The sequence below is a fragment of the Psittacicella melopsittaci genome (genome assembly GCF_003585925.1).
Classification (GTDB): Bacteria; Pseudomonadota; Gammaproteobacteria; order Enterobacterales; family Psittacicellaceae; genus Psittacicella; species Psittacicella melopsittaci.
In genome coordinates, this window is the sequence record NZ_NRJH01000054.1 from 15,088 (window position 1) to 42,037 (window position 26,950).

The following is a 26,950-nucleotide window of genomic DNA, read 5'->3' on the forward strand; positions in this document are numbered from 1 at the left end:
GTTAACCTCCTTTTTTACCTTTTTTTAATGGATTTATTTATGGCTGGAAATTCTTTTGGACAAATTTTTAGATTAACTACTGCAGGTGAAAGTCATGGTCCTGCATTGGTAGGAATATTGGATGGAGTTCCACCTGGTATCGAGTTAAGTGAAGACGATTTTACTTTTGATATGGATCGTCGTAAGCCTGGCTCAAATAGATTTACTACCCAACGTCAAGAAGACGATAAAGTGAAAATTTTAGCTGGGGTTTTTGAAGGAAAAACTACAGGTACGAGTTTAGCTTTTGTTGTTGAAAATACAGATCAACGTAGTAAAGACTATTCTGACATTGCTGATAAATATCGCCCAGGACACGCTGATTATACTTACGATAAAAAATACGGTATTCGCGATTATCGTGGTGGCGGTCGCTCTTCGGCACGTGAAACTGCAATCCGTGTAGCAGCTGGAGTGATTGCGAAAAAAATACTAAAACAAAAATATAATACTGAGATTATTGCTTTTGTTAGCCAAATAGGTAAAATCAAAGCCCAAGCTGATCTAGCTAATCTCGATGTTAATTTTATTAATAGCAATGCCTTTTTTACTCCTGATCCAGAAGCGGTAGAAAAATTTGATCAACTCTTACGCGAGATTAAAAAAGAACACAACTCAATTGGGGCTAAGGTTACTGTTGTTGCTAACAATGTTCCTGTGGGTCTAGGTGAACCTGTGTTTGATCGTATTGACGCTGATATAGCTCATGCGATGATGGGTATTAATGCGGTTAAAGGTGTGGAAGTAGGAGCAGGCTTTGCTTCTGTAGAACAAACTGGTTCAGAGCACCGTGACCAAATGCGTAGCAATGGTTTCCAAAGCAATAACGCAGGAGGTATTTTAGGCGGTATTACTACAGGACAACAAATAGTAGTTAATTTAGCCTTAAAACCAACTTCTTCTATTCAAGTTCCTGGTTTAACCATTAATAAACAGGGGGAAGAGGTAGAAATAGTTACGCGTGGACGTCATGATCCATGTGTTGGTATCCGTGCAGTGCCAATTGTTGAAGCTATGTTAGCTCTAGTTTTAGTTGATCACTTAATGCGTAACCACGCTCAAAATCATCTGCTCTAAATAGATATTTTTTTCCCTACATTGAAGTTAAATCAAGTATAATAAAATCTCAATGTAGATATCATTACATCAGATATTTCTTTTAACTAACTATATAGTTTTAAAACCATGACTAATTTCAAACTAATAAAGGATTCTATTACTTCTGTTAAAGACTTTCCAGTTCCAGGGATTGTGTTTAGAGATATTACAACTTTAGTTGGTAACCCTGCAGCTTTCCAAGAAACTGTAGATGCTTTTGTTGCTCACTATAAAGACAAAGGTATTACTAAAGTTATAGGTACAGAATCAAGAGGCTTTATTTTTGGTGCACCTGTGGCACTAGCGCTTGGTGTGCCTTTAGTTTTAGTGCGCAAACCAGGTAAACTTCCTCGTGAAACTGTTAAAGTTGATTACTCTTTAGAATATGGTAAAGATTCTTTAGAATTACAAAAAGATGACATTCAAGCTGATGATAATGTTCTAGTAATTGATGATTTACTAGCTACAGGTGGTACTTTAGCAGCAACTGTTCAACTAGTTGAAAGTTTAAATGCTAAATGTAAATATGCAGGTTTTGTAATCAACTTAAAAGACTTACCAGGTCAAGCTAAGCTTGAAGCTTTAGGCGTTGATGTATTTAGTTTAGTTGAATACGAAGGTGAATAATGACTGATAACTATACAGTTCTTGCCCGTAAATACCGCCCGAAAAACTTTTCCGAGGTAGTAGGGCAAGAGCATGTTTTAGATGCTATGCGCAATAGTATCTTAAATAAAAAGTTACATTCAGTATACCTTTTAAGTGGTACCCGTGGGGTAGGTAAAACAACCATTGCCCGTATTTTTACTAAGGCAATGAATTGTGAAAATTTTAAAGAACATTTAGAACCATGTGGAAAATGTTCTTCTTGTCAAAGTATAGATGAAGGAGCATCGCCTGATTTACTAGAAGTCGATGCTGCTTCTCGTACTAAAGTTGAAGAGACAAAAGAAATCATTGATAATATTCAATTTGCTCCTTTACTGAGTAAGTACAAAGTGTTTATTATTGACGAAGTTCATATGCTCTCGGTTTCTAGTTTTAATGCCTTACTTAAAACCTTAGAAGAACCACCAGAATACGCTAAGTTTATTCTGTGTACAACAGATCCGCAAAAAATCCCAGCAACCGTTTTATCACGTTGCTTACATTTCCACTTAAAACCATTTACTGAAGATCAAATAGCAAATCAATTAAAAAGTATTCTTGAGAAAGAATTAATTTCTTTTGATACTAAGGCTATTAAAGCCCTTGCCTTAGCTGCAAATGGCTCTATGCGTGATTGTTTATCCCTCGCTGACCAGGCTATAGCTATAGGGAATCAAGAAGTTTCGGCAAAAAGCGTATACCAAATGCTAGGCTTAGTTGACGATACTTTGCCTACTGATTTAGTGATTGGCATTTTACGTGGACAAAAATATGAAGTTTTGAGTATTTTACAAAGGATCAACCAAGAACAAGCTGATTGGGAATCTGTAGTAAATCAAATACTAAATATTTTTTATCAAGCCTCTATTATTCCTTTCCTTAGTCCTGACTTGTATCTTTCCCACGGGATAGACAATGAAGCTCTTATTGCCGAGTATCAAAGAAAAAACTATATTCTTTTTGAAGTAGATAAAACTCAAGTAGCATATGAAACCTTTACTCATGCTCTTGAAATGCTAAAAGTAACTGCCAATCCTTACCAAGTAGTGCAGTTAGCTTCAATACGTGCTCTTGCTTTTGCCAACCAAGGTAACATCTCGGTTTTGAAGTCTAGCCAAACTGCAATAAGAAGAGAGATAATTAGTTCTCCTGCTCCGACAACACGCACTAATCCCTATAAAAAAGTTAACTCAACCCTTGATGATCAAAGTGAATTTTCTCTGACAAAAAATCAACTCATGTTTGGTACTAAAGCTGAACAAGGCGAGAGTGCGGAAAAGATTTTGTCAGGAATGGTAGTTTACTGTGAAGATAAAAGTCAAGAAGCTGAGTTAGATGGATTGCCTGCAGAATTAAGAAAATCTTTAATAATTCGCAAAAAAGTGGCGTCTGCACCTAAACCTGCCCCAGCTTCAGCTCCTGCTCCAGAAGCAGTTCCTGAAAGCAAGGGCGAGCAAGTGCTCCCTGAAAGCAGTTTGGCACCTTTAGATTCAGCCCAAGAAGAAATAGTCTATAACCCAGAAACTGAACTTGTTTCTAGCGAACAAATAAATAAACTAATTAGCCAAGAAGAAAGCAATTTACCTCCTGAAAGTGCTCCAGAGCAACAGCCAACTAGCCTTGACTTTACGAGCTTAACGAGTGATGAAATTGCAATTTTACAACCGTCAATAGATATAACCGTAGATACAGATGATATTCGCATAGATTTAAGCCAACACGAAAATATTCGTGAAGTAAATCTTTTAGGAGCTTATCGTACCAAAGCTACGTTTATGCAACATATTGATGAGCAACTCGAGAGATTGGCTTTATCTTCTGATATTTGGGAAGCTAGCTTTGCTTATTGTGTGCAAAATGAACAACTAGGGCAAAACCTAGCTTATGAGCAATGGGGATATATTTCCTTTGAATCTCTAGTAAGTGAAACTATAACTCGAGCTAAAGAAAATCCATATATTAAGCAAGTATTTTCTTTAGATCTTAATAAAACTTCACTAATTTTTATTTCCAGTTTAACTTGTGGTCTTATAGGTCTTGATACTTCAAGTCCTACTTTATTAATTGATTTTCAGGGAAATCAAGATCTAGAGAACGAATTTAATCACAAGCACAAACAAGCGCTAATGCAAAGTTTAGATAAGGCGGGAATAGAATTTACCACAGTTGCTACTGCAGACTTTACAACTTTTAAGATAAATAAACTTATTACGGAAATTATTCAGCAAAGTATTTTATTTATCCAGGCAGAGCAAAGTAAAACTTTATCACTATTTAAATAATCACTATGTCGCAAGACAAACTAATCAATGATTTAATTAATAAATTTGCCAAATTGCCTACGGTTGGGAGAAAATCTAGTACAAAAATTGTTTATAGCTTACTAGCTCAAGCAGACCGTAGCCAAATTGTAAACTTGGCAAATGCTCTTTTAAACGCAGCTCAAAACGTAAAACACTGTAAATGTTGTAATACCCTAACTGAAAGTGAATACTGCCATATCTGTAGTAATCCAGAACGTTTAATCGAGAAAAAAGCTATTATAGTATCTAACCCACTAGATATAGATAACATTGAATCCTTTTCTATATATGATGGTATATACTTTGTCTTATCCGGTTTAATTAGTCCTTTAGAAGGAATTGGTCCGCAAGAAGCGGGCATTCCTCTTTTTATTAATTTTTTAAAAACTCAACAAATAAAAGAAGTTACTATTGCTCTTAGTACTTCTGCCGAAGGAGAAGCTACGGCTCAGTTTATCCAAGATATATGTCAAAGACTAGATATCGAGTGTTTTAAATTTGCTACAGGTCTTCCTTCGGGTGTAAACTTTAGTAATGTAGATGCAAATACAGTACTAAACTCATTTATCAATCGTACTAAAGTATAAAATTTGAATTTTTATCATGGTAATTGAAGATCAAGATCAACAGTTTTTATCTGTATGTCGAGAGACTGAGGTTACAGTTCTATCTATATTTATCGAATTCCAAGAATCTATTCGTGAATATGGGGATCGTGTAAATGTTAATCTCTTTATTGATCAACGTAATGCCCTTTTGTATTTAATTCTTAAAGAATTAGATGCTAGTGGTGTACAAATAGATTATTCGACTATTGCAACCAAAGTAAGAGAGAATAATCTGCAAGAAGATCTTACTCCAGATTTTCTTAAACAATTTTTCTATAATCCTAATCCCGAAGTTAACGTTAAATTCTATATTGATCGCTTAGTTAAATATGCTCAACAGCGAGAAGTATCTGATGTGGGAGTAGAATTATATAACGGAGTGCGAAGCCATAATCCTAATATCGGGGCTCTTATTGCTAATGCTCAAGAAAAATTAAATCAAGTTTCAACAGCTAATGAAGATTTTAAACTTTCTGATTTAAAAGCTTCAAAACTGGTTGTCGAAGCTGTGGAAAAACTTAGAGCTCGTTCCTTAAAAACAGGTGAAGATCAACAAGGGGGAATCTCTTCTGGATTTCCAACCGTTGATGCTGTAACTAATGGACTTAAACCAGGCGAATTAATTATAATTGCTGGTCGTCCAGCTTCTGGTAAGTCAACTTTTGCCATGAATATTTGCGAAAATATTGGCTATAAAAACAAATCAGAAAAGCCAGTAGTGGTCTTTACCCTAGAAATGCCAGCCGAACAAGTACTATACCGTAGTTTATGTGCTTTATCTGGGGTACCGCAAAGTAACGTGCAAAAGGCAACCTTAACTAGTGATGACTTTAATAAGCTTTATAGTGTTACAGCTACAATTACCGAAGGTAATAATGTCTACATAGATGACTCTTCTTATGGTTTAACTATTGAAAAAGTAAGAACGCGAGCAAGAGCTATTGCTCAAAACCATGCCGATCCTCTTACAGGTGAACCGCAAATGGGTCTAATTATGATCGACTACCTCCAGTTACTTGAATCGGAACAAAACTTTAGAGAACGTCACTTACTTATTGCTCATATTGCTAAGAGCTTAAAAGCTCTAGCTCGTGAGCTTAAGTGCCCTGTATTGGCTTTATCACAATTAAACCGTAATGTAGATACTCGTGGTCCTGAATCGCGTCCTACCAATGCCGACTTACGTGAGTCTGGGGCAATTGAGCAAGATGCTGATATAGTTATCATGGTACACCGACCTGAAACTAATGCTCCTGCTGAGAAAAAAGATGAACTTAAAGGGAAAGCAGAAATAATTGTGACTAAAAACCGTCAAGGGGAAATTGGAACTATCCATTGTAAGTTCCAAGGGATGTTCTCCCGCTTTGTAGATGATAACGAATCTTTATTCCGTCCAGGTTAGAAAATGCAAACAAAACCAGCTGATTTTTTTAACAGACTATTTAAATTCCCAGGTATAAGTGTTTGCTTAAATATGGAACTTAAGCATAATCTGCTCGTCCATCAAGCAATTAATAGCCTTGTGGCTAATATTCACTTTAAAATGGGAGTGGAGAATTATTGGAATAGTTATTACTATGCCAATCGCTGGTGGTCAAATAATGCAATTAAAGTCGACTCGGACCAACCCCAGCAAACGCTGGGGTATTTTTATGAGAACAGACCTCATAACCCCTTAGTTGACTTTAAAAATGAAGCAATAATGCTAAAAGCTGATGATCCATCAGATGATGATTATAATGACATAGATAATCCGCGCCAAAGGCTCTTAGATAAGCAAGTTGGGATAAATTCATTACTTTATTGGTCAAATAACTATAATACTTTTATTTCCAGCTATTTAAGTAGCAATAGTCCTTATTTAGAGAGCTTTTATAATCCTGAGATTCGCTTTGTAGTAAATAAACTCCAAGGCATGCTCGCTAATCATTATTTTGTTAATGTACCACAGAAAAACCGAGCATTTAGTGATCTATGTCAATACAGGGTTAAACAAATTTTAGAACCTGAAATTTCCCAAGAAACAAAAGAAGCAAGGGAACAACAACGCAAACAACAAAAACTAAAAGGGAAATTCATTTACTCGAGTGTTGAAAGCATTATTTTGGCACTAGATAAGCAAAGTCAAAAAAATCTCTTTGAGCCAGATTTTGCTCAAGCTTTATTAAACCTTATTAAAGCCTATGCGACGTTTAGCGAGAAAAAAGTTTTCTATAATGTTCGTCAAGAAGATTTAAATGCCAAGGCACAAGAGTACTTTGACAAGCACCAAGTCGACTTGTATAGCTTTAGTGAGTATATTCCTGCCCCTGTAGAGTTTATTCAAGCCGAGCAGTACCAAAGCTATGCCCCTATTACTTTAGATACACCAAGTTTATTATTTAGCGATTATTTTAATGCGGTAGAGTTTATCTTTAGGGTTGGAGCTAAAGCTTTATTAAGCCAAGGGCAAAATAAATACCCAGCTTTAAAAGAATTACAGCTTAATACCTTTGAAACTAATACAGGGGTATTTAAAATTATTAATTTCTTACCAATTTTTGGTTATGAAACAAATTACTTTGCTGATAACAAGGTTAGACTAAACTTTACGCACTTTGTTCCTTATGAAAGAGATCTTATCAATGCCTTAGCCAAAGAACAAGCTATTCTTGACGAAGTTCAATTTTATGAACAAGAGTATAGACAAGCCTATTTAAGTGAACTTGATCTAAGTGTTCCGCAAGCAAGTAAATATACTGACTTAATGGCAAATACTTTAGCTTCATATCTCATTGACTATTATCTTGCTTTTACTCCAGGCCTTAGCTTTTTATATAAAAAGTTTGCTGCTATAGATAATCGTCGTGAGGTTTATTCTAATAAGTCCTACGGGGTTTCTAGAGATATTGAACTAGAGCTCCCAGAGTTTAAAGTGCAAAGCTATGAGTCTTATTTAGCTAAGGCAAAAGAAGGTCAAGAAAGTAAAACTAGCCCATCTTCTTATAACTTTAATTTAGATGATTTAAACTTTTTGCGTAATTTTGCTAATCCAGGGCAATCAATAGTTGATACTTTTAAAAAAGCAGGCATTGACTATACAAATATAAGTAGTGTTCCTGCTAATTTTGTCCTCGAGAGTATAAGCAATTTAGAAGAAAAAATAGCTCAGGTACTCGAGCATACCTCTTATTATGATACCTTTGTACGCCCACAAAGTACGCCAGCTAAATACTTAGCAATTACTTGCCTAACAAAATTAGCTCCCGAAGCAACACAAATTATTGCTCCTTTAGGTCAGCAAGATTACTTAGTAAAAAAATTGCCTAAGTTTACCCGACGTGATTATGCTTTTATTAGAGATGCACAAAATATTATTCTTGAGGGGCAAGTTAAATCACGTCAACCTACGTTAATTAATAAAGTACCTGTAAGCTTTTTAACTCGCAAAGCAAATATAAGTGCTTTAAGCACTGTCGCTGATTTGTCTGTACAAGCTTTAGATCTCTTTTTAAATCAACGCAGATACGCTAAATATGAAGATCCTTCAGATCCTCTGCCAAATGTAGTATTTATTGAGGACGTAGTAAGCTTTTTACTCCATTCAATGCCTAAAGTTGATTATCATTATGATTTTAACTTTCTCCGTCAGTTTTATACTGCTCTGATTGCTCAAAATCGCTATAGTGAAAATCCTTTTGAATTAATTAAGCTTGTAGCTTGTGAGTATCAAGAAAAACTTGATAATTTCTACGAGCAATTAAATAAAGTTTATGATCATCTTTTAAGCTTAGTGAATGAGTTCAATATTCATGTAGTAATGAATTTTAACTTAACTAGTGTTGCTCAAGCCTTTGGTTTAAAGCCTGGAGAACTATGGCATAAACTTAAAGATAATAAATTTATCTTCTTGCAGTTTAGTTATAGTCACGACTCTTACCTTGATTTGCCTGAGGACACAGATGAACAAATTCTCGAAAAAGAGTTCTTTAAAGAAGTTTCACCAGACTTTACTATTGAGCAAGATCCGCAACTTTATCTTACATCTTTACAAAATACTAATGATGAGTTTACGGTATCATGCCTAAGCGAGCTTTTTGAAGAGGACTTTTCTAAGCTCTTACGTGTGCAAGGGACGTTAAAAATTACCATTAATAGTCAACTGTCCTCACTATTGGCAGGACTCAAATTCGAAGAAAAAGAGATGTATCTAAAATACGCTCCTTTTAGTCGCCAAATCCAGTTTAGCTGACCTCGGTCAGCTTTTTTTACGTAAAAGTGGTATAATTTAGATATTTTGAATCAATAAAGAATTCAAAAAAACTATTTTTATAAATTAAAGCAACTTGAAAATATGAAGTATCCTAAAGCGATTATTGATACAAAAGCTTTAAAACATAATGTTGAGATAATTAGAAAACTGGCACCTAATTCAAAAATATGTGCCATAGTTAAAGCAAATGCTTATGGACATGGCCTTATTGATGTTTCACGAACATTATTACGTCAAGTAGAAGGTGTGGGTGTAGCCCGTATAGCTGAAGCAGAAAGACTAAGAGATGCGGGTATCAACAACGATATTATCTTACTAGAAGGTTTTTTAGGAGCAGCTGAACTATTTAAACTAAATGAACTAAAACTTTCTACGGCTGTTCACTGTTATGAACAAGTTGAGCTTATTGAAAAATATGCGAGCAACTTAAGTAATTTAAAAATCTGGTTAAAATTTAATACAGGGATGAACCGTCTTGGTTTAGATAAAGATGAAGCCCGTGAGGTTAAAGCAAGACTAGAGAGCTTACCTTGTGTTAAAGAAATTAGCTTAATGACCCATTTTGCTAATGCTGATGATCCGAGTAGTGATTATACGGAAAAGCAAATTAGCTTTTTTAATAGCCTAAACAGCGAGTTAAATCTTGGCCGCTCTACTAGTGCTTCTTCGGGAATTCTCTTTTTTCCAGAAACTAGAAGTGAATGGATACGTCCAGGAATTATTATGTACGGTATAAGTCCTAGCCATGAATCTATCGAGAGTTTTGGTTTTATTCCTGTAATGAGCCTTGAAACTGTGTTAGCTAATGTATTTAAACTAAAAGCTGGGCAATATTTACCTAATAGTCAATTTCAAGCCCAAGAAGATACCTATATTGGCGTTTTAGCCTTAGGTAGTAGTGATGGTTATCCCTGTCAAGCTCCACAAGGAACTCCTTTTTTAGTAAATGGTCGTAAAGTAACTCTCGTAGGCAATGTGGGAGTAGATCATATTTATGTTAATCTTGGCTCAGAGCTTCAAGATAAAATGGGAGATAAGGTTCTAGTATTCGGTAAAGGTTTACCTGTAGAAGAAGTGGCAAAACATATTAATGTTATTACTTATGAGTTAACCACCAAATTAACTATGCAGATAAAACACGAATACATTATTAACTAAGGAATTGAGCATGAAATACCCAAAAGCGGTAATCAATACAAAAACTCTGCAACATAATATTAGCTTAATTCAAGACCAAAACCCAGATGCTAATATTATTGCGTTAGTTAATTCTAATGCCTATGGACATGGTATAGTTGAAATTGCCCGTGCCTTAGAAAATACAGTAAGCTCATTTGCGACTACAAGACTCGATGAAGCAGAAACTCTTAGAGATAACGGGGTAAATAGTCCTATAATTGTTACCCAAGGCTTTATTAACCTGGTAGAATTATTTAAGATAATTGATTTAAAAGTTCAGGTGGTTATAAGTAATCTAGCCCAACTTGAACTTATTAAACAGTATCAAGAGCACCTTTCGGGCTTAAAAATTTGGTTATATCTTAACCAAGGTGGCTTAAGTCCTGATGACCTTATTGAAGCCTATATGAGCATTAAAACTATTAAGGCTATTAAAAGCCTAGGGCTAATGGTTGATGAGTTTAATGAACAAGCTCAAAGTGTTATTGAGGCCTATCCATTTAACGATATAGCGATAATGGATAACAAGAAAAAATATGATCTAGATACTAATGCCCAAATTTGGATTAGTTCAGGCGTACAATTATATGGTTTACAAGCTTCGGACTATAATGTTAATAACCTAATTAGCGTTATGAACCTTGAAACTACTATAGTACAAATCCATCATCGTAAAGCTGGAGATAAAATCGGCTACGGAAGCATATACACGGTTCCTAAAGATACTTACATAGGTGTAATTGCTATGGGGTATGGAGATGGTTATCCGCGTAATGCTCCAACAGGCACGCCAGTGTTAGTTAACCGTCGCATAGTCCCTATTGTAGGGCGCGTATCCATGGATATGCTTACGGTTGATCTAGGTAAAGAATTAATTGATAAGGTTGGGGATAAAGTCTATATTTGGGGAGATAAGCTTAAAATCGAAGATGTAGCCGCTAAGCTGGGAATTTCTGATTATCAATTAACTTCATATCTAACTGAGCGTGTTAAACATGAATTTAATTAAGCTTTCTAGTATAATGTAGCAGTAAAGTATATACATTTTTATTCAGTTTTCAATTTAGGTTCTTTTATGAAAAACATAAATCCAACAACTACACAATCTTGGCAAGAACTTGAACGTTTAGCAAAAGATGTTCCTAGCTTACAACATTTATTTGCTCAAGATAAAGAAAGATTCAATAAGTACCATTTAAACTTCGAAGATATTCTTGTAGACTTTTCTAAAAATAATGTTAATGATATTATTTTTAAAACTCTACAAAAACTAGCTAAAGAAACAGACTTAGCTGGAGCTATTCAGTCGATGTTTAGTGGGGAAAAAATTAACTTCACCGAAAATCGTTCAGTTTTACATATTGCTTTACGTAAACCAGCAGATCAATCTTTAGTTGTTGATGGTGTTGATGTAGTGGCAAATGTACACCGCGTGCTTAAGCAAATGAAAGAGTTTTCTGATCAAGTAAACTCAGGTGCTTGGACAGGCTTTACTGGCAAGAAAATTACAGATGTGGTTAATATTGGGATTGGTGGCTCTGACTTAGGACCTCTAATGGTAACCGAAGCTTTAAAACCTTATAACCAAGGTTTAAAACTTCACTTTGTTTCAAATGTTGATGGAACTCATATTGTTGAAACTTTAAAACAATGTAATCCTGAAACTACTCTATTTATTGTAGCTTCAAAAACCTTTACTACACAAGAAACTATGACCAATGCTCAAACTGCCAAAGATTGGTTATTAGAGCATGCTAATAATGATGTTAATGCAATCGCAAAACACTTTGTGGCATTATCAACAAACCTAAAAGCAGTTAGTGAATTTGGTATAGATACTAAGTATGCATTTGAATTCTGGGATTGGGTAGGTGGCCGTTACTCTCTATGGTCAGCTATAGGTCTTTCAATTAGCTTATCTATTGGTCACGATAACTTCGAGCAATTACTTGCGGGTGCACATGCAGTAGATAATCACTTTGCGAATACTCCATTTGAGAAAAATATTCCAGTTATACTAGCTTTAGTTGGTCTATGGAATACTAACTTCTTAGGAGCTCAAACTGAAGCTATTCTTCCTTATGATCAATACATGCATCGTTTCCCAGCATATTTCCAACAAGGTAATATGGAATCAAATGGTAAATATGTTGATCGTGACGGCAATGTAATCAACTATCAAACTGGTCCAATTATTTGGGGTGAACCAGGTACTAATGGTCAGCATGCATTTTACCAATTAATTCACCAAGGTCGCGTTTTAGTTCCTTGTGACTTTATTGCTCCTGCTATTACTCACAATCCAATTGGTGATCACCATACTAAACTTATGTCAAACTTCTTTGCTCAGACAGAAGCTTTAGCCTTTGGTAAATCATACAATGTTGTAGTAGAAGAGTTAAAACAACAAGGTAAATCAGAAGAAGAAATTAAAAAACTAGCACCATTCAAAGTGTTTGAAGGTAATAGACCAACTAATAGTATTTTAGTTAAAGAAATTACTCCTTATACTTTAGGTCAACTTATTGCCCTATATGAACATAAAATCTTTACCCAAGGTGTTATTTTAAATATCTATTCATTTGACCAATGGGGTGTGGAATTAGGTAAACAATTAGCTAATAACATCATTCCTGAATTAAAATCAGATGCTCAAGTTACATCTCATGATAGTTCAACTAATGGTTTAATTAACACATATAAAGCATGGGTTAAATAGGTTATTTTTAGGCTAGAAGGGGACTTCTAGCCTTTAATCTATAAATTTTTAAGCGTATTTTTTGAAAAAGTAGTATAATACGCCATTGACAAGACAAAAGTTTATTTTTAACAAATTAGGAAGCATATGTTGTCTCTTATTGGAATTTTTTACGGAAGTGACACGGGTAATACCGAGAACATTGCTAAAATGTTAGCGGAAAAAATTGGTCCCGATTTATGCGATGTTTATGATATTGCGAAGTGTACTAAAGAAGATCTAGAGAACTATAACGTTCTTCTTCTAGGTATTCCTACCTGGTACTATGGTGAAGCACAAGCTGATTGGGAAGACTTTTTCCCTACTTTACAAGCAATTGATTTTAATGATCGTGTATGTGCAATCTTTGGTTGTGGAGACCAAGAAGACTACGCAGATTACTTCTGTGACGCTATGGGTGAAGTAGCAAATATCGTTGAAGCAAATGGAGCTGTTGTTATTGGCCACACTTCACACGATGGTTATACTTTTACCGAGTCTAAAGCTTTAATTGATAGCAATACCCTTGTAGGTCTTTGCATCGATGAAGATCGCCAACCAGAATTAACTGAAGAAAGAGTTAATAATTGGGTAGCTCAATTAAAAAATGACCTAGGCATTTAAGTCGTTTTTGTATTATAATAGCTATATAAACGTTCATTTTTATCATTTTGCACAGTTTAGTTATTTTCAACTAAGTCTTTATAATATTAACTTCATTAGATATAGCAACAATGGAAAGTTTAACTCTTGAACAGACTCATAATATGTTACGTAAAGCTGGTTTAAAAATTACAGCTCAACGTATTACGATTCTGAACATTATTGCGGAATCACCTGAAAGACATATAGGTGCAGAAGAGATCTATAAAGTTCTCTCTGAACGCAAAAGAGATATAGGTTTAGCTACGGTATATCGTGTCCTAAATCAATTTGAAGAAGCTGGCATTGTGGTAAAACATAACTTTGAAGGTACACGTTTTGTTTTCGAATTAACAAATAAAGAAGACCATGACCATATTATTTGTACTGATTGTGGCAAGGTATTTGAATTTGTTGACGAAACTATTGAAAACAAACAACGTAAAATTATTGAAGATGTAGGTTTAAAACCTAAACCTCAATCACTATACTTTTACGGCAGTTGTAGAAATAAAAGTACGTGTGAAAGCAATCTAGCTAACTTAGAAAAAGAAGAAGAAAAATCTTCTAAATAGAAAAAAGGATTGGAAATATTTTCCAATCCTTTTTCTTTATATAAATTATAACCATTTTCGCCATTTGAATATTAGTAAACATCCTACAGCAGATAGGATCATAAAGGCTATGGCATATGGATAACCATATTCCCAATGTAGTTCTGGCATATCATCAAAGTTCATCCCATACATAGATGCAACTAATGTAGGTGGAAGGAAGATAACTGACATGACAGAGAACATTTTAATAATACGGTTTTGCTCAATGTTAATAAGACCCATTGAAGCATCCATTAAAAAACTAATCCGTGTAAATAACAAATCATTATTTGGTTTAATAGATTCAATATCACGGAAGATATCACGTGCTTGCTCAATTAGTTCATTAGGTAAGCGTGTTTTACGTAATAAGAAACTTAAAGCACGGTTTGTATCCATTATTGAGCTGTTTATTTTTGATGTTAAATCCTCGAAATAAGTTAACTCTTCGATGGCAACATCTAGGTCACTACTATTGTCTGAGAGTAGTATTTTACGAGTTAAAACCTCAAGACTAGCATAAGTATCTTCGATTAAATCTGCTATCTGTTCAATTTTAGTTTCGAAAATATCTAATAAAACCTCATAAGCATTACCATTTGTAAGCTTTTGATGTAGAGATCTTAATCGGTAAAGACGGAAAGGGGTAAGTTCGCGAGTACGAATACTATATAGTTGATCATTTTTAATCGTAAACGCAACTGTCTCTAGATCAGCATACTCATCTTCATCTTCATAGAAAAAGAATGAGTGCAAGTGCAAACCATCTTCATCTTCGAAAAAACGAGCTGAAGCCTCTATATCTTCAAGTTCTAACTTGGAAGCGAAATTTATATCCAAGGTCTCTTCTATGAAGTGACGATCTTGTTCTGAAGCATCAATTAAATCAATCCAAACAGCCTTTTCGAGGTTTTCCTTAGTTATGCTCTCTTCACGTTTTAGTCTAAGATTATCTAAGTAGTACGAACTAATCATGTGGTTCGATCCTCCATGCTGGTCATATTATATCACGTTTACTTTAAAATCTTTTCAAATTATGGTAATTTATGCTAAAATAATACTTATTGTTTTTTATTTAAAACATCAGAATTAGTATAACAGAGGATTCAATGGCTGTTTTTTCAACAAGCGATTTTAAACCAGGTTTAAAATTTCTTTATGAAGGTGAACCTTGCACAATTGTAGAGAATGAATTTGTAAAACCAGGTAAAGGTCAAGCATTTAACCGTACACGTATTAAAAAATTAATTTCAGGTAAAGTATTACAAGTTACTTTCAAATCAGGTGAAACAGTAGAAGCTGCTGATGTATTTGATATTAACTTAACTTACTTATACAATGATGGTGAATTCTACTACTTCATGAATGATGAAACATTCGAACAAACTGCAGCTAGTGCAGATGTAGTAGGTGACGCTGTTAAATGGTTAATTGACCAAGCAGTATGTATTGTAACTTTATGGGATGGTCGTCCAATTGGCGTACAACCACCTAACTTTGTTGACCTAGAAGTAGTAGATACAGATCCAGGTCTTAAAGGTGATACAGCTGGTACTGGTGGTAAACCTGCAACTCTATCTACAGGTGCAGTTGTTCGTGTTCCACTATTTATCCAAATCGGTGAAGTGATTCGTGTTGATACACGTTCAGGTGAATACTTAAGCCGTGTGAAAAACTAATAAAAAAAGAGTTCAGTTAGCAAAACTGAACTCCTTTTTTTTACTTAAAATTGTACACCCCAACCAACTTGAGTAAAGTTATAAGAGGTAGTATTAGCATCATTGCTTGCATTTTCTAAAATGCGGGAATGATCTACATAAACAAAGCCGTATTTAAATAGGCTTACAGAAGCCCCATAAGTAATAACTCTTTGCTTAAAGCTATTGTTAGATGCTACATTAACTCCTGATAAACTAGTTGTCTCAACTTCGTTTTTGTTATCTACTTTATTATAGATATAACGAGCATAAAGATCTAAATAGTCCACAGGTTTTACATTTAAGCTATAAATAACGCCATAGACATTATTTTTATAGTTTGTACTCTCTGCAAAGTTATATACGCGTTCATGAGCTCTATAACCAACAGCTTTTACTTCAAAATACTTATCAAAGCTATAAGCTAGACCTAAAGCATATGGATGAGTTTTGAATCTATTCTCATCAGTTACAACTTGCTTTTGTGAGCCATATAAAGCTAGAACTTTTAAGTTTTGGCGTTCGCTTAAACTAAAGTTCCAGTTAATGTTCCCTGCAATTTGTGAGTAAGCACCATAATCACTTTTAGCATTGTGGACAAAGCTAAAACCGTAATCATAGTATTTATTTTTACTACTTACATATTTCCACATACCTTGATGATATACATCTAAAGAAAGTGGTAAGAAATTAGTTGAACTTATACCAAAATTTTGTGCCCCTAAGAAAAAGTCTTCTAGAACCCCAGAAGTTTTACCTATAGAGGTTTGCCCTAATTCAGGACTTTTAACAAAAACATAATATTGGCTCGAAGAGAATTTAGCATTGTCTTCGCGTCTTAAATTGTTGCTTGTGTCTAAAGCGTAACGTCCTACATAAGTAGCCCCAATATAAGCGTTATTAATCTTATAATAAGGGGTAATCGCGATAAAACTATGCTTAAAACCATCAAGATTAGGATAATAATCATCGCTAAAATTTAATGCCGAAAATTGTAAACGTGCATTAAGATCTAAAGCTAAATTATCATTATAATTGAAAGTTAAGGCATGAGCTGATACAGACGTTAAACTAAAAAGTATACTAGAAATAACTGTTATTTTATTTTTCATTCTCTTTTAACTTCTCAAGTAATGCTTTGTTTAACTGAATTGACGAGTTTAATAAAGAACAAGCTAAAACTAATTGTTCATTTACATTGCTGTTAGAATTTATTAAACCTTTGAATTCTTGTATTATTTTATCAAAAGTTTCTGTAAATTCAGCGTTAATTTGACTGTCCTGTTGTTTAGCAAATTCTGCAAAAGTAATTTCCTTTTCAGACATTTACTTCTCTCCATTAATTATTTTTAAAGCCTGAGAAACTTCAATTTCAATAAATTGATTTTCTTCTAAATCTTCAGGTAAAGATAAATTACCAATTGAAACCCGCTGTAATTCTACTACTTTATTGCCTAAAGCTCCGAACATACGTTTAACCTGATGATATCTTCCTTCGGTAATTGTAAGATACACTTGATAAGGGTCATCAGTTAGTTCGAGCACGGCTGGTAAAGTCTTATCCTTTTCCCCTCTTAAGAGAATCCCATTTTCAATTTCTTCTTGATAAAAGTCTTCTACAGGATCAGCCAAGGTAACAAAGTATTTTTTTGCTACATGGTTCTTAGGCGAGGTTAATTTGTGACTAACATTTCCGTCATTGGTTAAAAGCAATAGTCCTGTAGTATCTATATCTAAACGCCCTACACAATGAAAGCTACGATACTCATCAGGTAAAACACTGAACACCGTAGGATGTTCAGTGTCTGAATTAGCACAGACAAAACCTTGTGCTTTGTTAAAAACTAGCACTACAGGCTCGTACTTAGTATTGATTAGCTCACCATCAATAACTAATTCGATCTCTTCGGGATTGTATTTTTGTGCAACTTTTGTTACTACTTCACCATTAACCGAGATTAGACCTTTTTTGGCAATTTTTTGTACCTCACTGCGAGATAAAAATGTGTTATCCACGATAATTTTATCTAAACGTAATGGTTTCATAAGTTTTTATCTTCTTCTTTTACGATTTCTTTGTGGGGTAGCAGGTGGATAATCTGCACGACCTGGGAATCTTACATATCTTTCTTTAGGTTGAGCATTATCACTTACTTTTTGGTTGTGTAAAACAAAGTCTATACGTCTTTCATGTAAAGATATTTTATTTACGCGAATACGTAAACGATCTCTTAACTTAGTTTCATTTTTTAATTTGTTAAGTAATCTTTGATCTTCACCATTAAAGGATAAGAATCCGTCAATTTGATATTCAGGAATAGTTAGATATAGACCATTTTTAGTAATGGTAGAAACAATTACATCAAACTCTTTGCCCACATATCTTTGCATAAAACGGCACTTAATCCAATCTAAGAAGTCGTAACATGCTTTTTCTACTTTAAACTCTATGCCTGTACATCTTTCACAGAGTTGATCCATATGTTTAGCTGTGTATAAGAATGCCCCTTCAACATAACCTGTTACCTGTTGATCAGAGAAGATAATTGACTTAATTACACGGTGTAATAAAAGATCTGGGTAACGACGAATTGGACTAGTAAATTGAGCATATCTTTCTAAAGCTAAACCAAAGTGACCGCGAGAGTCAGTTTCATATTCTGCCCGAGATAGAGAACGCAGCATTTGAGTATAAACTAGTTCTTTTTCACTCGGTAATTGATCAATAAGCTTGCCTAACTCTTGATAATCAACTGGTTTAGGGAAAGGTGGCATAGCAAAGTTAAAGTTAGCAAGATAATTATTTAAAGCATTAATTTTTTCTTGCGTTGGAATGCTATGGTTACGGTTTGGTGCAGGTACAGCATGATCATATACAAATGTAGCAGCTGCCACATTGGTAATAATCATTAGCTCTTCAATCAGCTTGTGAGCATCATGACGTTGTAAGAAGTACATTTCCGCAATAGTACCATCAGGATTGAATCTAAATTTTGGTTCTGAGGTTTCAATTGCTATAGCACCACGTTTTTCTCGAGCTTCAGTTAAAGCTTGGTATAGAGCAAATAAAGCTTGGAGATCTGTATTTAATTCAGGCGTAGAATTAGTTAAATCTTTAAAGCCTGAGTTAATGATTCCTTGCACTTGATTATAAGTGAAACGTTTTTTACTTATAATACATGCTTCATAAAACTCAAAATTCCCTAAATTCCCTTCTTGGTCAATGATCATTTCACATACTAAGGTAAAGCGTTTTACCTCAGGGTTAATTGAACATAAACCATTAGAAAGTTCTTCAGGTAGCATAGGTACTACCTTGGTAGGGAAGTAAATTGAGGTCGAACGTGCTTCAGCACATCTACCTAAAGGTGTACCTTCACGCACATAGTAAGACACATCGGCAATGGCTACAAATAAACGCCAACCTTGATTATCTTCTAGCTTTTGACAATAAACAGCATCATCAAAATCTCTTGCGTCTTCACCATCTATGGTAACAAAATTTAAGTGAGTTAAATCTTTACGAACATTTGTATCGTACTCAGGTACCTCGTCACCAAAACTTCGAGCTTGAGCTAAAACATCCTCGTCAAACTTAATTGGCAGATCAAACTTATCTAAGATCGAATCTATGGTATTTGTTATTTCAGAATCTGAATTAAAAATTCTATCTAAAACAAACTTACTGTCTACAACAGTAAAACCACCACGATCAGAAAAAGCAAAATCTCTAACGTGACGGATAATTCCTAAATACCCTTCTTTATTTTTAAACTCCTCAAGAGCTCTATCAGTTGCAGAAAGGTTAATTAAGTCTATATGCTCACCATTTGGAATATAAGCTACAAATGGAGCTTTTACACTTTTATTTGTATTACGACGTACATCACAAACTCTTCTATCATCGGCAATTTTACGTGGAATTACCACAAATCTACCTGATTCTGAATTATTTTGATTTAGGTTTGAGTAAAAAATGTCACCGTCAAAAATACAAAGCTTTTCTACAACATCTCGAGGGATAAAAATATCATCAAGACTCTTTTCTTTCTTAATAAATTTTATATCTACTTCAGACTCTGTAATTTCTCGAGCAAAAGCAACGCCTGTATGAGTTACGGTTAAGCGATATAATTTTAAAGGTCTTGGCGTACGATAAACATAATAACCAAAGTGACAAGAAAACAGCCAGTTTAGATTATTTAGCTCGGTAATAACCTCATCTTGTGGGTAATCTTTAAACTCGGTAAAATTCAAGCATAAGTCTTGGTACAGCTCTTTTTCATCAGCAAATACACGAAACTTAAAAAATTCTCCCACACTTTTTTGATGTAATAAGTCAATCAACATTAAGATAGATATCTAATTTAGATATAAGAAAAGCTAACCTCACCGAGATTAGCCATCTTACAAATTACTATTTATCTGTTACGTAAGTAACTATCTTTACTTATTTAAATGTTCACGTTCATAATAACGTCTTAATGGCGTATCAGGATCATGTGTAAGATAGTTTACTTTAGTGTTTATGTTGTAGGTAAAAACTTTTAGTTGTTTTATTCTATCATAATAAACACTGCGAACAGCCCCATCTGAGTCAACAATTATTGTACTTGGCTCATACCACTTTTCTAAATCTTTAGACGCTAAGCCATCAATTTTCTCTAACTCAAAAGTATTTTCAGCTTGGGTTTGGCTTTTATACTTTTTGAGAATTTCTATACGATCTTTTTTGCGTATCGAAAGTCTAGCGACTAAAACTTCTAAGTAGTTCTCAGCCAACGAAATTGGATCAGGTAAATTGTTTTTGCGCTTTTTGCGACGTTTAGATCTTGTTTCGTATTCAGACATTTTGGGTATTAACTAATTGTATTATTAGTCGAAACAACTAAAAACTACGAAAACTTCAATAATTTTATGAACTTAGATATTATGGCTAATATCCAGTATCCCCCTTAGATTATATCAAAATTTATGAAAAAAATTAATTATTTTTACAGTTTACTGGGGGTTAAACATAAAAAAAACACTCCACTATAAGTAGAGTGTTGCATTTATATCTAGTATGCTATAAAGCATGGTTTTTGCGAAATTACACATTTTTCTACAATTCCATTTAATTTGAAATTGTCTTTGAGCATAACTTCGTCAACAATTTGTTCAGGAGTACCATGACAAGCTAGTTTATGGTCAGCAAAAACGTACAGATAATCACAATATCTAAACGCTTGGTTTAAATCATGGATTACCATTATTACCGTTTTATTAAGTTCTTTAAGCTTGTTAATAATACTCATTAGCTCAAGTTGATTATATAAATCTAAATAAGTTGTTGGCTCATCAAGAAGAACATAATCTGTATCTTGAGCAATTGCCATGGCAATACAAACACATTGTCTTTGTCCGCCAGACAACTCACTAAACTGTTTATTTTGTAAATGGCTAATATTTGTAAGCTCTAAAGCAAATTCAATTCTTTCTTTATCTTCATCGCTTAAACGACCAAATAAACCAAGGTATGGGGTACGTCCAAAAGCAACAAAATCATATACGGTAATCCCATGGATTACTTCATGATATTGAGGTAAAAAAGCAATTTTCTTTGCTAAAGTCTTACTTGTATAGGAGCTAATATCCTTCCCATCTATAATAATATTCCCTTCGAGAGGTTTTTGAATATTAGCTAGGGTTTTTAATAGTGTAGATTTACCACAACCATTTACACCAAGAAGCGCAATAATTTGGTTTTCTGGTAAAGTAAAATCTAAATTATTAAGTACTCTTTTACCACTATAACCCACAGATAAAGAATTAACTTGTATCGTCATTATTAGCTACGCTTTTTAATTAATAAGTAGAAGAAATAAGGAGCACCTATTACTGAAGTTAACACCCCAGTTGGGAACTCTACAGGTGGTTTAATTGTACGAGCAAGTATATCTGCGCTCTGTAACAAGATTGCCCCGATTAAGGCTGCTCCAAAAATTAAGAAGACATGTTTATTACCAAACATTCTTCTGGCAATATGCGGAGCAATTAAACCTAAGAAAGCAATAGGTCCAGTTATGGAAACAGAGATAGAACTAATGATAGTAGCAAGTAATAAAATAATTAGACGCCACTTTTGTACGTTATAACCTAAGTTTCTAACTTTAGCACCTCGAAGTGGAAATATATCAAGTACCTTACAAGTAATAAGAGACAAGATACAAAAGAAGACTAACCATGGCACATAGTAATAAATTTGCGTCCAAGTTCTTCCCCATAAAGACCCAGTTAACCAAACTAAAGTTGAGCTTATTTCAATTTTAAAACTCAAAAGAATAAAGTTGGTAATGCTACCATATAAAGTAGCTAGGGCTACACCTATAATTACAATATTTGTCACTGATGTTTTAGATCTTACTATTCCCCAAATAAAGAGAAAACTAAGAATTCCACCAACTAAGGCAAATAAAGGTAAAGCATAGGTAGAAGCTACGGGAAAGATTAAAATCGCTATTACTGAGAATAAGCCCGCACAGTTATTAATTCCTAAAGTTTCACCAGATGCTAAGTCGTTATTTAAAACACTTTGGATTAGTAAACCAGAGATTGCAAACCCCATGCCGACAAAGATGGCACAGATAGATCTTGGTAAACGATAATCATAAATTGCAAAATAGTCTACTGAATCAGGAGTTCTAAGCGTTTCAAAAATATAACCTAAGCTATAGGTTTTAGTTCCATATGCTACTGAAGCATAAAAAAGTAAAATACTAATTAAAGCTAGAACCGCTAAGGTGTATAACTTTTTATTCCTAAACTTTTTTCGCTCAGCTAGATATGCTTGACTTAGATCTACTTGCTGATTTTGTTCTAATTGCATGTTAAATCTTACGTATAGCGATGTAAAGGAAATAAGGAGCACCGATTAGGGCAACAATTAAGCCTGCTGGAATTTCCGCGGGATAGAATATCGCACGGCTAATAGTATCTGACGCTAAAGTTAAGATACCACCAACAAGAATTGAAGCAAATATTTTCTTACGGTTATCAACTCCAACTAAGTAGGTTGCAATATGAGGAGAAAGTAGACCAACAAAGCCAATAGTACCAACAATACTTACTGATGAAGCGGTAAGTAATAAGGCTAATACACAGATTACTACTTTTAAAGTTGTTAAGTTTAAACCTAATGATTTAATACTATCATCGTTTAAAAGTAAAACATTGAGCTTATGCGATAATAAAATTACGATTAAAACACAAGGAAGTGAAAAAACTAAATTATTAACTACACTATTCCATTGTGTATTATCAAATGACCCTGCAATCCAGCTTAAAATTGACAATGCTCTATCATCATTAAAAATTATAATAATTCTAGAAATACTCATTAATAAGAGTGATACGGTGATCCCCGCTAGAATTAGCTTATTTTTATTGAAGCCACGCGGACTATAACTGATAGTCATTACAATTAACCAAGCTAGCACTCCCCCGACTGCAGCCCCTATGGTCACGTTTACACGAGAAAGAATTTCAAAAGCTCCAGTGGAAATAAGCACCATAGCTAAAATACAACCTGAGTTAATCCCCAAAATTGTCGGTGAAGCAATTGGATTTTTTACAAGAGTTTGTAAGAGCAACCCTGCCACACTTAAAGCCATACCTGCTAAAATACACATAACGCTTCGCGGTAAACGCACGCTATACAAAATTATTCCATCTATGCCACTTGTATTTGGATTTAGAATCGCATTAAAGAAATTACTAAAATCCAACTTAAAGGGGTAGAATAAATATAAGCTAGCAACAAAACAAAATACATAAAGTAAGATTAAGGAAGTAAAAGTTACTTTATTATTCATATTAAAGTTAAACTATTTAAAAGGAAATTAAACAATTTTCACCAAAAGGGTATAAAATAAAGTTTTGGGCAAATGATATTAATTTGCATTTAAACAATCACTAATTATACAACAAACAAAATAATATTTATTAAAATTTTCCTTATATTAAGAAATTTAGATACGATCTCATGAACATCAAATACGACTTGCATAATATTCATGCTTATGACGCTCCATACAATGATAAAAATCTTTTCATTGAGCGTGCCCAAGGAGTATATATGTATGATAAAAACAATACTCCTTATTTAGATGCAATTTCTTCATGGTGGTCAACCTCTTTTGGTCATGCTAATCCAAAAATCTCTCAAGCTATAGTTAACCAAGCCCAAAAGCTTCCCCATGTTATGTTCGCTGGTTTAACGCATGAACCTGCTTTAAAGCTAACTGAAAGCTTAATAAACCTCCTAGGCGACAATTTTGATCAATACTTTTATTCAGATTCAGGATCTGTTGCCGTAGAGGTTGCTCTAAAAATTGCGGTTCAGTACCAAGTTGTGCAAGGTAAAAAGGAACGCCGTAAATTCTTAGCTTTAGCAAATGGCTATCATGGCGATACTTGGAAAACTATGATGGTATCAGAACCAGATGGTTATCTACATCAAGTTTTTAGTGATAAAAATACTAGTGGAACTTATTTTCTACCCGTACCAGAAAAATTAGATTTCAATTCCCATGTTTTAAACCCAGATGGAAGTTTTACCTCCTTAAGTGATGAAGAGTTTTATAATTCTCCATTTGGACAAAAGCTTGTTAAATATCTTGCAGAACACGAGCATGAAATTGCTGCTTTAATATGTGAACCTATGATTCAAGGTGCTGGTGGCTTTTACTTCTACGATCTAAGATATATAAACAAAGCGATTGAATTATGTCATGCTCACGATATTCTAGTAATCTTTGATGAAATAGCAACAGGTTTTGGCAGAACTAGTAAAGATTTTGCTTTTGAAACTATAAGTAACTCCCCAGATATTATTACTTTAGGTAAGGTGCTTACTGGAGGGCATATAGGTTTAGGAGTTACAGGATTTAGTAAAAATATTGCTCAAGTAATTAAAGATAATCCACCCTATGCCTTTTTACACGGTCCAACCTTTATGGGTAACCCTATAGCTACAGCCGCAGCTCGAGCAGCTGTTGACTTTTATTGGCAGCACTACTCTCATAAAAATCCTAAAGCTCAAGCTATTCAAGATATCTTTTACCCAAGTTATGCAAATTTAAAAGCAAAACTAAAAGAATTAAAGCGAGAAGATATAAAAAATATAAGATACCTTGGTCCAATATTTTGTCTCGAATTCAAGCAAACGCTTAATAAAAAAGAAGTACAGGATTACTTTATTGAGCATAATATCTGGCTCCGTCCATTTGGCAATATCCTTTATATTATGCCCCCTTATATCATTACCCAAGAGCAACTAACTACACTTTGTGAGCGAATTTATGATTTTGTAGCCAATACAAACTCAAGCACCAATCAAAAAGTAGTTAGTCAGGACAACTTTGTTTAACTTATGCAATTATTAAATGAACAAGTAGCTTTATACTTAGAGCGCTTAAAGCAAGAGAATAATTTACGCGCTTTACGAAAGTACTCTAGTAAAGAACAATATCTTCTTGATCTGAGCTCTAATGATTATCTCAACCTTAGTAAAACCCCTTGGCAACAAGTATGTGAGCTAGGGATTGAACAAAGTAATGATAAGCTCGGAGCTTTAGTGCAAGAGTTTCTTGCTGATAAAACAGAATATAGACTCCCTTGCGGTTCTACTGGTTCGCGCTTATTATCAGGTGATAATACCTGGATCGAAAAAATTGAGGACATTATCGGCGGGGAATTAGAAGCCTACGACAAACAGGCGTTATTCTATAACTCAGGTTATCATGCGAATATGGGAATAGTTCCCGCTCTAGCTAAAATAAACCCAGAAAGTACATATGTCCTTATGGATAAACTTATTCATGCTTCGCTTATTGACGGCGTTTTACTTTCTGGAGTAAAATTATCACGCTTTTCGCATAATAATTTACAAGACCTAGAAAATAAACTCATTAAAGCAGTAGACAAGGGTTTTGCAAACATTATTATTTGTTTAGAGTCCATTTACTCTATGGACGGAGATAACTTAGATCAAAGTGAGTTTGAAGCTCTGGTAGCATTAAAAGCTAAATATTCGAATCAGGCTAATATTATTCTTTACGTTGATGAAGCCCATGCAGTTGGTTTATTCGGTGAGCATGCTTTGGGTTTAGTAGATAAGTTTAAAGTTATAAAAGAGATTGATATTATAGTTTGCCCATTGGGTAAGGCTACTAATTCATCAGGAGCTTTAGTTTTAACTAACCAGATTCTGCGAGAATTTTTAATTAACACCTCACGACCTTTAATTTACTCTACAGCCTTAGGGGCTGAGACAATTTTAGCAACTGCATTAAATTTTAGTTATGCAAGAAATAAACTAGTCAAAGAAAAGGTAACTAAGTTATTAAATCTTGCCGATGATTTCCGTCAGCATCTTTGCGCTTGCCTAAAAGAAAAATATCCAGATTTAGATGCTCTTGCATTAGTTTATGGCAATAACCAAATTATTTCTTTTGTTGTCGGAAGTAATGATAATGTACTTTATGCGAGTAAAGCTCTGAGAGAAAAAGGAGTTCTGGTAGGAGCGATTAAGTCGCCAACTGTACCTAAGCATAAGGAAAGACTGAGATTATGTTTAAATACATCCTTAGTGGATAAGGCTGAGTTATACCAATTTCTCAAGCAAACTTTTAAAGATTTAATCAACGATAGTAATCTCAAATTAGGTTAAAGTAAAATTTTTAAGGTAGAAATAAGGGAGAAGCTGATATAAGAGCTTCTCCCTATTTTTGCCACATTTGTTACAATGTAACAAATATAAGTAACAATATTTTGCAATAAAATTAGCTTTAATAATGAATCTATCCCATGCTAAAAATAAGACAAGCACCAAGACTGCAAATGCATTATACTCTAAATCCTCTCACTCAAATGTTACAATGTAACTATAAAAAATATTCCCACAACAGCAAATATTTATAATATAATTATAAGGAAGAGATAAAAGTAATTATAAAGTTTAAGTTACAATGTAATATAACTTTAAAATAATAAATTATTTTTCTATCTAATCAAGTGAACTAATATAAGTTTTCCTTAACCTTTAAAAGTAAAAGTTACTTTTGTTACCCTGTCACTTTATAATAAGCTAAAATTAAAAGTTAAAGGATA

Annotated in this window: 23 protein-coding genes; 14 read left to right on the top strand and 9 right to left on the bottom strand. The window is 34.0% G+C overall.

The window, feature by feature from the left end:
- Positions 1 to 39: 39 nt before the first annotated feature.
- From aroC to fur, 11 genes are all read left to right on the top strand, one after another.
- On the top strand, positions 40 to 1,116 hold the full coding sequence (aroC, locus tag CJP74_RS06310; RefSeq protein WP_119497445.1) for a chorismate synthase: 1,077 nt from the start codon (positions 40 to 42) through the stop codon (positions 1,114 to 1,116).
- Positions 1,117 to 1,224: 108 nt separating this feature from the next.
- Positions 1,225 to 1,764 (top strand): adenine phosphoribosyltransferase, encoded by a 540-nt coding sequence (apt, locus tag CJP74_RS06315; RefSeq protein ID WP_119497425.1) that lies wholly within the window; start codon positions 1,225 to 1,227, stop codon positions 1,762 to 1,764.
- Complete coding sequence (dnaX, locus tag CJP74_RS06320) at positions 1,764 to 4,067, top strand: DNA polymerase III subunit gamma/tau (RefSeq protein ID WP_119497426.1); 2,304 nt, start codon at positions 1,764 to 1,766, stop codon at positions 4,065 to 4,067. The genes apt and dnaX overlap by 1 nt, the downstream gene beginning before the upstream one ends.
- Positions 4,068 to 4,072: 5 nt before the next feature.
- Positions 4,073 to 4,675, top strand: a complete 603-nt coding sequence (recR, locus tag CJP74_RS06325) for a recombination mediator RecR (RefSeq protein WP_119497427.1) — start codon at positions 4,073 to 4,075, stop codon at positions 4,673 to 4,675.
- A 16-nt stretch (positions 4,676 to 4,691) separates the two neighbouring features.
- Positions 4,692 to 6,098, top strand: a complete 1,407-nt coding sequence (locus CJP74_RS06330) for a replicative DNA helicase (protein ID WP_119497428.1) — start codon at positions 4,692 to 4,694, stop codon at positions 6,096 to 6,098.
- A gap of 3 nt (positions 6,099 to 6,101) precedes the next feature.
- A complete protein-coding gene (locus tag CJP74_RS06335) occupies positions 6,102 to 8,927 on the top strand; it encodes a hypothetical protein (protein WP_119497429.1) in 2,826 nt (941 codons plus the stop codon).
- Between the two features lie 102 nt (positions 8,928 to 9,029).
- Positions 9,030 to 10,106 (top strand): alanine racemase, encoded by a 1,077-nt coding sequence (gene alr, locus CJP74_RS06340; protein ID WP_119497430.1) that lies wholly within the window; start codon positions 9,030 to 9,032, stop codon positions 10,104 to 10,106.
- Between the two features lie 10 nt (positions 10,107 to 10,116).
- Positions 10,117 to 11,136, top strand: a complete 1,020-nt coding sequence (gene alr / locus CJP74_RS06345) for an alanine racemase (protein ID WP_119497431.1) — start codon at positions 10,117 to 10,119, stop codon at positions 11,134 to 11,136.
- 66 nt (positions 11,137 to 11,202) lie between these two features.
- On the top strand, positions 11,203 to 12,846 hold the full coding sequence (gene pgi / locus CJP74_RS06350; protein WP_119497432.1) for a glucose-6-phosphate isomerase: 1,644 nt from the start codon (positions 11,203 to 11,205) through the stop codon (positions 12,844 to 12,846).
- A gap of 129 nt (positions 12,847 to 12,975) precedes the next feature.
- The gene (fldA, locus tag CJP74_RS06355; RefSeq protein WP_119497446.1) at positions 12,976 to 13,488 is read left to right on the top strand and encodes a flavodoxin FldA; all 513 of its coding nucleotides are present in this window, start codon (positions 12,976 to 12,978) and stop codon (positions 13,486 to 13,488) included.
- Positions 13,489 to 13,598: 110 nt separating this feature from the next.
- A complete protein-coding gene (fur, locus tag CJP74_RS06360) occupies positions 13,599 to 14,081 on the top strand; it encodes a ferric iron uptake transcriptional regulator (RefSeq protein ID WP_245958049.1) in 483 nt (160 codons plus the stop codon).
- Between the two features lie 45 nt (positions 14,082 to 14,126).
- Here the strand turns inward: fur and corA are convergent, their stop codons facing one another.
- A complete protein-coding gene (corA, locus tag CJP74_RS06365) occupies positions 14,127 to 15,077 on the bottom strand; it encodes a magnesium/cobalt transporter CorA (RefSeq protein ID WP_119497433.1) in 951 nt (316 codons plus the stop codon).
- A 134-nt stretch (positions 15,078 to 15,211) separates the two neighbouring features.
- Between corA and efp the strand changes: the two genes are divergently transcribed.
- Positions 15,212 to 15,781, top strand: a complete 570-nt coding sequence (efp, locus tag CJP74_RS06370; RefSeq protein ID WP_119497434.1) for an elongation factor P — start codon at positions 15,212 to 15,214, stop codon at positions 15,779 to 15,781.
- Positions 15,782 to 15,825: 44 nt separating this feature from the next.
- On the opposite strand, the gene CJP74_RS06375 is transcribed toward efp, so the two are convergent.
- The 8 genes from CJP74_RS06375 to CJP74_RS06410 all read right to left on the bottom strand — a co-directional run bounded on the left by CJP74_RS06375 (position 15,826) and on the right by CJP74_RS06410 (position 23,652).
- Positions 15,826 to 16,911: a hypothetical protein gene (locus CJP74_RS06375; RefSeq protein ID WP_119497435.1), complete on the bottom strand. Its 1,086-nt coding sequence runs from the start codon at positions 16,909 to 16,911 to the stop codon at positions 15,826 to 15,828.
- Positions 16,901 to 17,125, bottom strand: a complete 225-nt coding sequence (locus CJP74_RS06380) for a hypothetical protein (RefSeq protein ID WP_119497436.1) — start codon at positions 17,123 to 17,125, stop codon at positions 16,901 to 16,903. The genes CJP74_RS06375 and CJP74_RS06380 overlap by 11 nt, the downstream gene beginning before the upstream one ends.
- On the bottom strand, positions 17,126 to 17,845 hold the full coding sequence (locus tag CJP74_RS06385) for a pseudouridine synthase (protein WP_119497437.1): 720 nt from the start codon (positions 17,843 to 17,845) through the stop codon (positions 17,126 to 17,128).
- A 6-nt stretch (positions 17,846 to 17,851) separates the two neighbouring features.
- Positions 17,852 to 20,149 carry a ribonuclease R family protein gene (locus tag CJP74_RS06390; RefSeq protein ID WP_119497438.1) on the bottom strand — a complete coding sequence of 766 codons (2,298 nt, stop codon included), beginning with the start codon at positions 20,147 to 20,149 and terminating at the stop codon, positions 17,852 to 17,854.
- A 96-nt stretch (positions 20,150 to 20,245) separates the two neighbouring features.
- Positions 20,246 to 20,650 carry a hypothetical protein gene (locus tag CJP74_RS06395; protein ID WP_119497439.1) on the bottom strand — a complete coding sequence of 135 codons (405 nt, stop codon included), beginning with the start codon at positions 20,648 to 20,650 and terminating at the stop codon, positions 20,246 to 20,248.
- Positions 20,651 to 20,859: 209 nt separating this feature from the next.
- A complete protein-coding gene (locus tag CJP74_RS06400) occupies positions 20,860 to 21,627 on the bottom strand; it encodes an ABC transporter ATP-binding protein (RefSeq protein ID WP_119497440.1) in 768 nt (255 codons plus the stop codon).
- Between the two features lie 2 nt (positions 21,628 to 21,629).
- Positions 21,630 to 22,667 (bottom strand): iron chelate uptake ABC transporter family permease subunit, encoded by a 1,038-nt coding sequence (locus CJP74_RS06405; protein ID WP_119497441.1) that lies wholly within the window; start codon positions 22,665 to 22,667, stop codon positions 21,630 to 21,632.
- A 1-nt stretch (position 22,668) separates the two neighbouring features.
- Positions 22,669 to 23,652 (bottom strand): FecCD family ABC transporter permease, encoded by a 984-nt coding sequence (locus CJP74_RS06410; RefSeq protein WP_119497442.1) that lies wholly within the window; start codon positions 23,650 to 23,652, stop codon positions 22,669 to 22,671.
- A 170-nt stretch (positions 23,653 to 23,822) separates the two neighbouring features.
- On the opposite strand from CJP74_RS06410, the gene bioA reads away from it, so the two are divergent.
- Complete coding sequence (gene bioA / locus CJP74_RS06415) at positions 23,823 to 25,208, top strand: adenosylmethionine--8-amino-7-oxononanoate transaminase (protein ID WP_119497443.1); 1,386 nt, start codon at positions 23,823 to 23,825, stop codon at positions 25,206 to 25,208.
- Between the two features lie 3 nt (positions 25,209 to 25,211).
- Complete coding sequence (locus tag CJP74_RS06420) at positions 25,212 to 26,510, top strand: aminotransferase class I/II-fold pyridoxal phosphate-dependent enzyme (protein ID WP_119497444.1); 1,299 nt, start codon at positions 25,212 to 25,214, stop codon at positions 26,508 to 26,510.
- Positions 26,511 to 26,950: the final 440 nt, after the last annotated feature.

Bases quoted from the DNA above. Each gene is read 5' to 3' on its own strand.
- bioA (WP_119497443.1), top strand. From the start codon at position 23,823: ATGAACATCAAATACGACTTGCATAATATTCATGCTTATGACGCTCCA.
- fur (WP_245958049.1), top strand. From the start codon at position 13,599: ATGGAAAGTTTAACTCTTGAACAGACTCATAATATGTTACGTAAAGCT.
- CJP74_RS06395 (WP_119497439.1), bottom strand. From the start codon at position 20,650: ATGTCTGAATACGAAACAAGATCTAAACGTCGCAAAAAGCGCAAAAAC.
- dnaX (WP_119497426.1), top strand. From the start codon at position 1,764: ATGACTGATAACTATACAGTTCTTGCCCGTAAATACCGCCCGAAAAAC.
- CJP74_RS06390 (WP_119497438.1), bottom strand. From the start codon at position 20,149: ATGTTGATTGACTTATTACATCAAAAAAGTGTGGGAGAATTTTTTAAG.
- alr (WP_119497431.1), top strand. From the start codon at position 10,117: ATGAAATACCCAAAAGCGGTAATCAATACAAAAACTCTGCAACATAAT.
- CJP74_RS06330 (WP_119497428.1), top strand. From the start codon at position 4,692: ATGGTAATTGAAGATCAAGATCAACAGTTTTTATCTGTATGTCGAGAG.
- CJP74_RS06335 (WP_119497429.1), top strand. From the start codon at position 6,102: ATGCAAACAAAACCAGCTGATTTTTTTAACAGACTATTTAAATTCCCA.
- aroC (WP_119497445.1), top strand. From the start codon at position 40: ATGGCTGGAAATTCTTTTGGACAAATTTTTAGATTAACTACTGCAGGT.
- CJP74_RS06410 (WP_119497442.1), bottom strand. From the start codon at position 23,652: ATGAATAATAAAGTAACTTTTACTTCCTTAATCTTACTTTATGTATTT.
- efp (WP_119497434.1), top strand. From the start codon at position 15,212: ATGGCTGTTTTTTCAACAAGCGATTTTAAACCAGGTTTAAAATTTCTT.
- recR (WP_119497427.1), top strand. From the start codon at position 4,073: ATGTCGCAAGACAAACTAATCAATGATTTAATTAATAAATTTGCCAAA.
- CJP74_RS06380 (WP_119497436.1), bottom strand. From the start codon at position 17,125: ATGTCTGAAAAGGAAATTACTTTTGCAGAATTTGCTAAACAACAGGAC.
- corA (WP_119497433.1), bottom strand. From the start codon at position 15,077: ATGATTAGTTCGTACTACTTAGATAATCTTAGACTAAAACGTGAAGAG.
- pgi (WP_119497432.1), top strand. From the start codon at position 11,203: ATGAAAAACATAAATCCAACAACTACACAATCTTGGCAAGAACTTGAA.
- CJP74_RS06385 (WP_119497437.1), bottom strand. From the start codon at position 17,845: ATGAAACCATTACGTTTAGATAAAATTATCGTGGATAACACATTTTTA.
- CJP74_RS06375 (WP_119497435.1), bottom strand. From the start codon at position 16,911: ATGAAAAATAAAATAACAGTTATTTCTAGTATACTTTTTAGTTTAACG.
- CJP74_RS06420 (WP_119497444.1), top strand. From the start codon at position 25,212: ATGCAATTATTAAATGAACAAGTAGCTTTATACTTAGAGCGCTTAAAG.
- CJP74_RS06405 (WP_119497441.1), bottom strand. From the start codon at position 22,667: ATGCAATTAGAACAAAATCAGCAAGTAGATCTAAGTCAAGCATATCTA.
- alr (WP_119497430.1), top strand. From the start codon at position 9,030: ATGAAGTATCCTAAAGCGATTATTGATACAAAAGCTTTAAAACATAAT.
- apt (WP_119497425.1), top strand. From the start codon at position 1,225: ATGACTAATTTCAAACTAATAAAGGATTCTATTACTTCTGTTAAAGAC.
- CJP74_RS06400 (WP_119497440.1), bottom strand. From the start codon at position 21,627: ATGACGATACAAGTTAATTCTTTATCTGTGGGTTATAGTGGTAAAAGA.